This is a genomic window from Candidatus Methylomirabilota bacterium (assembly GCA_035709005.1).
Taxonomy (GTDB): Bacteria; Methylomirabilota; Methylomirabilia; order Rokubacteriales; family CSP1-6; genus 40CM-4-69-5.
Genome location: DASTFB010000099.1, coordinates 19,452 through 27,645, shown reverse-complemented (window position 1 = coordinate 27,645; position 8,194 = coordinate 19,452). Strand labels below are relative to the sequence as shown.

Annotated in this window: 7 protein-coding genes and 1 pseudogene; all 8 read left to right on the top strand. The window is 69.6% G+C overall.

Annotated features, from left to right (window positions below; all coding sequences use genetic code 11):
* The first annotated feature begins 150 nt into the window (after positions 1 to 150).
* Positions 151 to 435: a MoaD/ThiS family protein gene (locus VFR64_18305; GenBank protein ID HET9491689.1), complete on the top strand. Its 285-nt coding sequence runs from the start codon at positions 151 to 153 to the stop codon at positions 433 to 435.
* 13 nt (positions 436 to 448) lie between these two features.
* Positions 449 to 802 (top strand): annotated as a pseudogene (locus VFR64_18300) (Mov34/MPN/PAD-1 family protein).
* 138 nt (positions 803 to 940) lie between these two features.
* Positions 941 to 2,200: a glutamate-1-semialdehyde 2,1-aminomutase gene (hemL, locus tag VFR64_18295; GenBank protein ID HET9491688.1), complete on the top strand. Its 1,260-nt coding sequence runs from the start codon at positions 941 to 943 to the stop codon at positions 2,198 to 2,200.
* Positions 2,201 to 2,297: 97 nt separating this feature from the next.
* Complete coding sequence (locus VFR64_18290) at positions 2,298 to 2,870, top strand: cytochrome c3 family protein (protein HET9491687.1); 573 nt, start codon at positions 2,298 to 2,300, stop codon at positions 2,868 to 2,870.
* 10 nt (positions 2,871 to 2,880) lie between these two features.
* A complete protein-coding gene (locus tag VFR64_18285; protein HET9491686.1) occupies positions 2,881 to 5,790 on the top strand; it encodes a molybdopterin-dependent oxidoreductase in 2,910 nt (969 codons plus the stop codon).
* On the top strand, positions 5,787 to 7,139 hold the full coding sequence (gene nrfD / locus VFR64_18280) for an NrfD/PsrC family molybdoenzyme membrane anchor subunit (protein ID HET9491685.1): 1,353 nt from the start codon (positions 5,787 to 5,789) through the stop codon (positions 7,137 to 7,139). The genes VFR64_18285 and nrfD overlap by 4 nt, the downstream gene beginning before the upstream one ends.
* Entirely contained in the window at positions 7,126 to 7,665 is a 540-nt protein-coding gene (locus VFR64_18275; GenBank protein HET9491684.1) for a DUF3341 domain-containing protein, read from the top strand. Before nrfD ends, VFR64_18275 begins: the two co-directional genes overlap by 14 nt.
* On the top strand, positions 7,662 to 8,171 hold the full coding sequence (locus VFR64_18270; protein ID HET9491683.1) for a cytochrome c: 510 nt from the start codon (positions 7,662 to 7,664) through the stop codon (positions 8,169 to 8,171). Before VFR64_18275 ends, VFR64_18270 begins: the two co-directional genes overlap by 4 nt.
* The last annotated feature ends 23 nt before the right edge of the window (positions 8,172 to 8,194 follow it).

Here is an 8,194-nt window from a genome sequence, read left to right as displayed (position 1 = left end):
GCCGGGGAGGTTTGGAGGGGGTGCCTCACCCCCTCCAAGTTCATGACACGACTTGGATGAGCGCATCGTCGCACCGCGCGTGAGCCGGGGAGGTTTGGAGGGGGTGCCTCACCCCCTCCAAGATCAAGAATCTCGGGGAGGCAGGGACGTATGAGTGTGACCGTCTATATTCCGACGCCGTTTCGAAGGGCGACCGGGAACCGCGACCGCATCGAAGTCGGCGCGCGCGACGTCGGCGGGCTCCTCGACGAGCTCGAACGCTCCTTCGGCGGCCTCAAGGGACTGGTGCGCAACGAGCAGGGGCAGGTCCACCACCACGTCAACATCTACGTCAACAGCGAGGCCATCGAGGCGCTCCAGGGGCTGAGCACGACGCTCCAGGACGGCGACGAGGTCACGATCATCCCGGCGCTCGCCGGGGGGGGCGCGGCATGATCGGAGCCCGGCGATGATCCTGACTGCCGAGGAGCTGGCCGCGATCAAGCGTCAGGCGCTCGCCGAGTACCCCAACGAGTGCTGCGGCGTCATCCTGGCCCGTGGCAGCGAGCGCCGTCTCATGCCCTGCCGTAACATCCAGGACGCCAAGCACCAGGACGACCCCGTGGCCTTCCCCCGCACGGCCCGGAACGCCTTCTACATCGATCCGCGCGACGTGCTGGCCTTCACGCGGCGGGAGACGGAAGGCTTCGGCGTCGCCGTCATCTATCACTCGCATCCGAACGCGGGGGCCTACCTGTCGGCGACGGACATCGAGCAGGCCGCCCCGCGCGGCGAGCCGCACTACCCGGACGCGACGTACGTCGTCGTGTCGGTCGTCGGCGACGAGGTCCCCGCCGCGGCGGCGTATCGCTGGAGCCCGACGGGCCGAACGTTTCAGCGCGTCGATGATGGCCAGCTGCTCGCCCAGGATCGAGGCGGGGGTCCCGAATCGTCCGGACTGATGGCGGCGGCGGAGGGCGTCATCCCGGGCGGGGTGAACAGCCCCGTGCGTGCCTTCCGTGCGGTCGGGGGGCAGCCGTTCTTCGTGGCGCGGGCCGCGGGCGCCCGGCTCTGGGACGTCGACGGCCGCTCGTACATCGACTTCGTGGGCTCGTGGGGCCCGCTCGTCCTCGGACACGCCCCGGCCGCGGTCGTCCAGGCGGTGAGCGAGGCGGCCGGGCGAGGCACCAGCTATGGCGCACCGACGGCACAGGAGGTGGAGATCGCCGAGGCCATCACGGCCGCCATTCCCTCGATGGAGCTGGTGCGGTTGGTGAGCTCCGGCACCGAGGCGGCCATGAGCGCCATCCGCGTGGCCCGTGGCGCCACCGGTCGGGATCTCATCGTGAAGTTCGAAGGCTGCTACCACGGCCACGCCGACAGCCTCCTGGTCAAGGCGGGATCGGGCGGGGCCACCTTCTCCATCCCGGACAGCCGGGGCGTGCCCGAGCCGGTGGCCGGCCTCACCCTCACGGTCGGCTTCAACGACCTCGAGGCCGTGCGGCGGCTCTTCGGCGCGCGTGGAAGCGACATCGCCGCCGTCATCGTGGAGCCGATCGCCGGCAACATGGGTGTCGTCCCGCCGGCGTCCGGCTTCCTGACCGGCCTGCGCGAGGTGTGCACACGGCACGGCGCGCTCCTGATCTTCGACGAGGTGATCACGGGCTTCCGCGCGGCGTACGGAGGCGCTCAGGCGCTCTACGGGGTTCGCCCCGACCTCACGTGCCTGGGCAAGATCATCGGCGGCGGCCTGCCCGTCGGGGCGTACGGAGGCCGACGCGACGTGATGGCCCACGTCGCTCCGCTGGGCGGCGTCTACCAGGCGGGCACGCTGTCGGGGAACCCGCTGGCCGTCGCCGCCGGGCTGGCCACGTTGCGTATTCTGCAGCAGGGCAACGCGTACGAGCGGCTGGAGCGGTCGGGGGCCCGGCTGGAGCGCGGCTTGCGAGCGGCTGCCGAGAAGGTCGGAATCCCGCTGGTCGTCAACCGGGTGGGATCCATGCTGACCGCGTTCTTCACCGACGCGCCGGTGGTGGACTACGCGTCGGCGAAGCGCTCCGACACCGCGCGATACGCGCGCTACTTCCACGCCATGCTCGCGCGCGGCGTGTTCCTGGCGCCGTCGCAGTTCGAAGCGGCTTTCGTCTCCCTCGCTCATTCGGACGCCGACCTGGCGACGGCCGAGGCCGCCGCCGCCGAGGCGTTCGCCACGCTCGCCTGAGTCGTTGTTGACTTGCTTCCGGCGCTCGTGATACGGTGCACAAGCTTTTTCCAGCGCCGCGGAGGATATCCGACTGTCGACGAGGGCGAGAGCGGGCGTGGGAGCGTTCGGGCTGGCGCTCTTCGTCGTTCTGGTGATCCTGGCGGTGTCGTCGTGGGACCGGTGGCCGGCTGCGGCCACGGCGTCGCCGCAGCCCATCAACTTCCCCCACAACGTCCACGTGCAGCAGTACAAGATCGAGTGCGGGTACTGCCACACCGACGCTCGCCGTTCGGAGTTCGCGGGCCTGCCCTCGGTGGAGCGATGCATGGGCTGTCACAAGATCACTGCGGCTGACCGGCCGGAGATCAAGAAGCTGGCCGATTACGCGGCCCGGCGCGCGCCGATCCCGTGGACGCGTGTCTTCAACCTGCCGGAGTTCACCTACTTCACCCACAAGCCCCATGTGCGCGCCGGCGTGACGTGTCAGACGTGTCACGGTCCGGTCGAGACCATGACGACCGTGGGCGCCGTCACCGGTCCCCGCCTCACCAACGACCTGCTCACGCTGGTCGGGCTCGGAGGCGCGCCGCCGCCGCTCTCCATGGGGTGGTGCATCGACTGCCACCGTCGCGAGAACGCCGCCCGGGGCACTCGCGCACCGCTGGACTGCATTGCCTGCCACCACTGAGCCCTAGAGCGTGCACAGGCGCGATTTCTTCAAGATCGTGGGGGTGTCGGGAACGGCGGCGGCGATGGCCGCCTGCCAGCAGCCGGCGGAGACGCTGCTGCCGCTGGTCGTGCCGAACGAGCAGATCGTTCCCGGCGTGGCGGCCTGGTTCGCCACGGTGTGCCGGGAGTGCCCGGCCGGCTGCGGCGTCATCGCGCGCAACCGCGAGGGGCGCGTCGTCAAACTCGAGGGCAACCCCGATCATCCCGTCAACCGGGGCGCCCTCTGCATCCGCGGCCAGGCGGCGCTGCAGCAGCTCTACCATCCCGACCGGTTCGCCGGCGCCCAGCGGCGCGAGGGCGGCGCCTTCAAGTCCATCGCCTGGGACGAAGCCTTGAAGACGGTGAGCGGCAAGCTCGGCGCCCTGCGCGAGCAGGGCCGGGGCGGACGCGTGGCGCTGGTCAGCCAGTTGGAGAGCGGCAGCCTGGCCGGGCTGATGGATCGGTGGACCCAGGCCCTCGGTACACGGCCGCGCGTGACCTTCGAGCCGTTCGGCTACGAGGCGATGCGCGCCGCCAACCGCATCGTCTTCAACCGGGACGCCGTCCCGCACTACGTCTTCGACGACGCCGACGTCATCCTGTCGTTCGGCGCCGACTTCGTGGAGACCTGGCTGTCCAACGTCGAGCACGCGGGCGCCTTCGCCCGGATGCACGGCTTCAGCGGCGGCCGGGCGGGGACGCTCGTCCACGTCGAGCCCCGCCAGTCGCTCACCGCCGCCAACGCCGACCAGTGGGTACGGAACGCCCCGGGCACGGAGGCGTTGTTGGCCCTGGCCATTCTCAAGGTGCTGGTCGACGAGGGCCGCGCCGAGCGCCGCTTCGGGACGGCGGTGGCGGGGGTCGACGTGAGCAAGGTCGCCGCGGAGAGCGGTGTCCCGGTCCAGACGATTCGGGGAATGGCCGCGGCATTCGGCAGCGCCAAGGCCGCCCTGGCGATCGGGGGCGGGGTGGCGGTGACCGGCACGCACGCCACCGCTACGCTGGTGGCCATCAACCTGCTCAACGCCGCCGTGGGCGCCCCCGGCCGCACGCTGAGGTTCGGACCCGACCTCGCCTATACCCGGGTGTCGCCGTACGCGGAGATGGCGCGCCTGGTCGAGGCGATGAGCCGGGGGGAGATCGAGGTGCTGCTCCTCGGCCCCCGCGTGAATCCGGCCTTCACGCTGCCGGGCGGGCTCAAGTTCGCCGAGGCCGCGGCGAAGGTCCCCATGGTCGTTTCGTTCGCCACTCACCCCGACGAGACGACCGCCCTCGCTCACGTCGTGCTTCCCGACACGCACTGGCTGGAGACCTGGGGCGACTACGCGCCCCGCGACGGGGTGATGGGGCTCCTGCAGCCGACGATGTCGCCGATCCGGGATGCCCTGCCGTTCGGAGAAGCCTTGCTGCGCATCGGCCGCGGCGTGCTGGGGACCGAGGAGGGCAAGGGACCGCTGCCGTGGGCCTCCTTCGAGCAATATTTGAAAATGGCCTGGGAACCTCTGGTCAAGGGCGAGCCCAACGGCTGGGAGCTGGCGCTCCAGCGAGGCGGGGTCTGGCGCCAGACGGCCGCGGCGACCGTGACGGCGAAGGTGAGCGCGGTGGAGCCGGCACCGCCCAGGCTCGAGGGAGACGCCGGGGGCCTGACCTTGCTGGCGTATCCGTCGTTCAGGTTCTACGACGGCCGCAGCGCGGGCGCGGCCTGGCTGCACGAGGCCCCGGATACGATGACCCAGGCGGTCTGGGACGCCTGGGTAGAAGTGCCCACGGAGACGGCGACGAGGCTCGCCCTGGCGACGGGCGATGTCGTGCGCGTCACCTCACCCCACGGGGCGGTGGAGCTCCCCGCGTACGTGTCCGCAAGCCTGCATCCAGGTGCGGTCGCCATCCCGATCGGCCACCGCTACGCCGGCTATCACCTGGCGCAGAAGTACGTGGCGCCGCCGCCGACGTCGCTGAGCCCGCTCACCCTGCTGGGAGCCGCCCCGGACGCCGCGTCGGGCGGCGCCGTCTTCCTCGGGGTCAAGGTGACCCTGAGCCGGACCGGCGCCCGGCGGCCGCTGGCCATCCTGCAGGCCACGCACGACCAGGACCATCGCGAGATCGCCCAGCACATCGACCTGGGCACGGCCCGGGAGCAGGCGCTGCGGGGCAAGGCCAAGCCGCACGAGTTCATCAGCATGTACCCGCCCCAGCAGTACCCGGGTTATCGCTGGGGTCTGGCCATCGACGTCGACCGCTGCGTGGGCTGTCAGGCCTGCGTGGTCGCCTGTCAGGCCGAGAACAACGTGCCGGTGGTCGGCAAGGCCGATTGCGCCTATGGCCGCCAGCTGCACTGGCTCAGGCTCGAGCGCTGGGCCGAAGGCGATGCCGCGCATCCCCGCAACATGTTCCTGCCCATGCTCTGCCAGCACTGCGAGGTCGCCCCCTGCGAGCCCGTCTGCCCGGTGTTCGCCGCCTACCGGACCGAAGAAGGGTTGAACGGGCAGGTCTACAACCGATGCGTGGGCACCCGGTACTGCGGCAACAACTGCCCCTATCACGTCCGGCGATTCAACTGGTGGAGCTACGAATTCCCCGCGCCGCTCGAGGTCCAGCTCAACCCCGACGTGACGGTACGCCAGCTCGGCATCATGGAGAAGTGCACGATGTGTATCCAGCGCATCGTGGCCGGCAAGGACCGGGCTCGCGACGACAAGCGCGCCGTGCGGGACGGCGACATCCTGACCGCTTGCCAGCAGACCTGTCCCGCCCAGGCCATCACGTTCGGTAACCTCAAGGACGATCGCAGCGAGGTCTCCCGACTGGCCCACTCCCCGCGCGCCTACCATGTGCTCGAGGAGATCGGCACGCGGCCCTCGGTGACCTATCTCAAGAAAGTCGTGAGGGGCCACGCATGAGCACCGTCGCCGACCGCGAGCCCCGGCCGCCGACGTTCGCCGACGTGACCCGGGACGTGCTCCGCACGCTGGCCCCGCCCGGCAACCTGTACTTCGCGTGGATGTGCGTGGTCGGGCTCATCCTGGCCGGCGGCATCCTGGCCTGGACGTGGCAGATCTGGATCGGCATGGGGGCGGCGGGCAAGCGGACGCCCCAGATGTGGGCGATGTACATCACCTCGTTCGTGTTCTGGATCGGTATCGGGCACGCCGGCACGCTCATCTCGGCCATCCTGTACCTGTTCCGGGCCCGCTGGCGCACGTCGATCTTTCGGGCCGCCGAGGCCATGACGATCTTCGCCGTCATGACCGCGGGGCTGTTTCCCCTGATCCACGCGGGGCGAATGTGGTTCGCCTACTACCTGTTGCCGTACGCCAACCAGCGCGAGCTGTGGCCGAACTTCCGCTCGCCCCTGGTATGGGACGTGTTCGCGATCTCGACGTATCTGAGCATCAGCACCATCTTCTTCATCGTGGGCCTTGTCCCCGACATCGCGGCGCTGCGGGACGCCTCCACCGGGTGGCGCCGGCGCATCTACGGCATGCTGTCGCTGGGCTGGGAAGGCTCGCACTCGCAGTGGCGTCACTACCGGCGGGCCTACGGGTTGTTCGCGGCGCTGGCCACACCCCTGGTGCTGTCCGTGCACAGCGTGGTGTCCTGGGACTTCGCGATGGCCCTCGTCCCCGGCTGGCACTCGACCTTGTTCGCGCCCTTCTTCGTGGACGGCGCCATCTTCTCGGGCTTCGCCATGGTGCTGGTGCTCATGCTGCCCATGCGGCACTTCTTCGGGCTACACGCCTACATCCAGGACAAGCATCTGGATGCCATGGGCAAGCTCATCCTGGTCACCGGGCTGGTCCTGACGTACTTCTACATCTGTGAGATCTTCACCACGCTGTACAGCGGCGATCATTTCGAGAAGGCCTCGCTCTTCTGGCGGATCACCGAGACCTATGCCTGGGCCCTGTGGTTGATGTACTTCTGCAACTGCGTGGCGCCGCTCGTCCTGTTCTGGCGGCGGGCCCGGCTGAGCCCGACCGTGCTCTACATCGTCTCCATCCTCGTGCTCATCGGCATGTGGTTCGAGCGCTTCAACATCATCGTTCCCTCACTCGGCCACGACTTCTATCCCTATACGTGGGGCATCTACGTGCCGTCGCCCACGGATACCATGATCGTCATCGGGAGCTTCGCCTGGTTCTTCATCCTCTTCCTCGGCTTCATCAGGATCATGCCGTCGATCTCGATCGTGGAGGTGAAGGAGACGCTGCCGCTGCCGATGAGGGGAGGCGGTCATGGCCGGCACTGAGCGCGTCGTCGGCGTCTTTGCCCACGTGGATACCACCGTGCGGGCCCTGGAGGAGCTCAAGGCCAAGGGCTACCACGATGTGGAGGTGTACTCGCCGGCGCCGATTCACGAGATCGAGGACGTGCTCGAGCGCGACCGGCCGGTCAGCCGGGTTCGCCTGTTCACGCTGCTGGGGGGGCTGGTCGGGATCGCGTCGGCCTTCATCCTCACCATCTGGACCTCCGTGGTCTGGGGTCTGGTGACCGGGGGCAAGTTCCTCCAGCTCCAGCCGGCCGGCGGCATCCGGGGCGCCTCGCTACCGCCGTTTTTCATCATCGCCTTCGAGATGATGATCCTCTTCGGCGGTGTGGCGACCCTCATCGGACTGGTGGCCCTGGCCCGGCTGCCCCGCTTTCGCCCGTCGTCGACCTTCGATCCACGGTTCACCAACGACCGCTTCGGGGTGGCCGTGCACTGTGCGCCCGAGCGCGCGGCCTCCGTCCGCCAGATTCTCGAGGCGGCCGGCGCCGACGAGGTGCGGGCGTGAAGTACGTCTTCATGCTGGTCTTGCTCATCGTGGCCGCCTGCGGCGCGCTCATGGTGGGCGTCATCGGCTACCGGTGGGTCCACAACATGACGGAGACCGCCCGCGTGATGCCCGGCGAGCGGGTGTTTCCGATGCCGGCCGGCGTGGTGCCGCGGGGGGGCGCGCTGATCCTGCCCCGCGAGCAGCGTGAGGAGGCGGCCAAGCGGGCCAACCCCATCAGGCCCACCCCAGCCTCGGTGGCGATCGGCCAAACGCACTTCGCGACCTTCTGCGTGCCCTGCCACGGCCCGGCGGCCAAAGGCGGAGTGACCGGGCCGGTGGCCACGAAGTTCATTCCGCCTCCGGATCTCACGAACCCGGAGTTTCAGCGCCAGCGCACCGACGGCTTCTGGCACAGCTACATCATGGCCGGCGGCGCCGTGATGCCGGCCTACGCGGAAGCCCTGTCCTCGGAGGAGGCATGGCATCTCGTGAACTACCTGCGTAGCCTGGTGGCCGCCAAATGACGCGGGCCCGGATTCGAGGGCGG

Coding starts and splice junctions, on each gene's coding strand:
- VFR64_18305 (HET9491689.1), top strand. CDS start 151: ATGAGTGTGACCGTCTATATTCCGACGCCGTTTCGAAGGGCGACCGGG.
- hemL (HET9491688.1), top strand. CDS start 941: ATGGCGGCGGCGGAGGGCGTCATCCCGGGCGGGGTGAACAGCCCCGTG.
- nrfD (HET9491685.1), top strand. CDS start 5,787: ATGAGCACCGTCGCCGACCGCGAGCCCCGGCCGCCGACGTTCGCCGAC.
- VFR64_18275 (HET9491684.1), top strand. CDS start 7,126: ATGGCCGGCACTGAGCGCGTCGTCGGCGTCTTTGCCCACGTGGATACC.